Source organism: Sulfitobacter sp. G21635-S1, from assembly GCF_027213915.1.
Taxonomy (GTDB): domain Bacteria; phylum Pseudomonadota; class Alphaproteobacteria; order Rhodobacterales; family Rhodobacteraceae; genus Sulfitobacter.
Genome location: NZ_JAPWGV010000093.1, coordinates 1 through 331, shown reverse-complemented (window position 1 = coordinate 331; position 331 = coordinate 1). Strand labels below are relative to the sequence as shown.

1 protein-coding gene is annotated in these 331 nt (G+C 62.8%); it reads right to left on the bottom strand.

All coding sequences use genetic code 11. The annotated features are described in order from the left end of the window. Positions 1-100: 100 nt before the first annotated feature. On the bottom strand, positions 101-331 hold a 231-nt coding region (locus tag O4H53_RS27270; protein WP_443069654.1), incomplete at its 5' end, for a VOC family protein.

The following is a 331-nucleotide window of genomic DNA, read 5'->3' as shown; positions in this document are numbered from 1 at the left end:
TCAGCACGCGCTCGTCATTAACGTCTCGCTTTTCATTGCGCTTCGGAAAGAGCTGTTCCAGAGGTGCCAACAGCGCGACGGGCAGCGATGCATCCTGTGCCTAGGTCGCTGTGCGGTCCAGCGGAAATGCGACCGGCTCAAGCAGCTCGATGATCACGCCGGCAGGTCCCTCGAAAATGGCGTTGCGGACGTTTACCACCGGCTCGCCAAGGGCAAGCGCCTCGGCTTCGGTCAGACGGCTTGCCCCTGCCGCGATGATCTGCGCGCTGGCAAGGTCCAGATCGCTGACGCTCAGACATAGATGCGCCAGAGCGCCGGTGACGACAGCCTG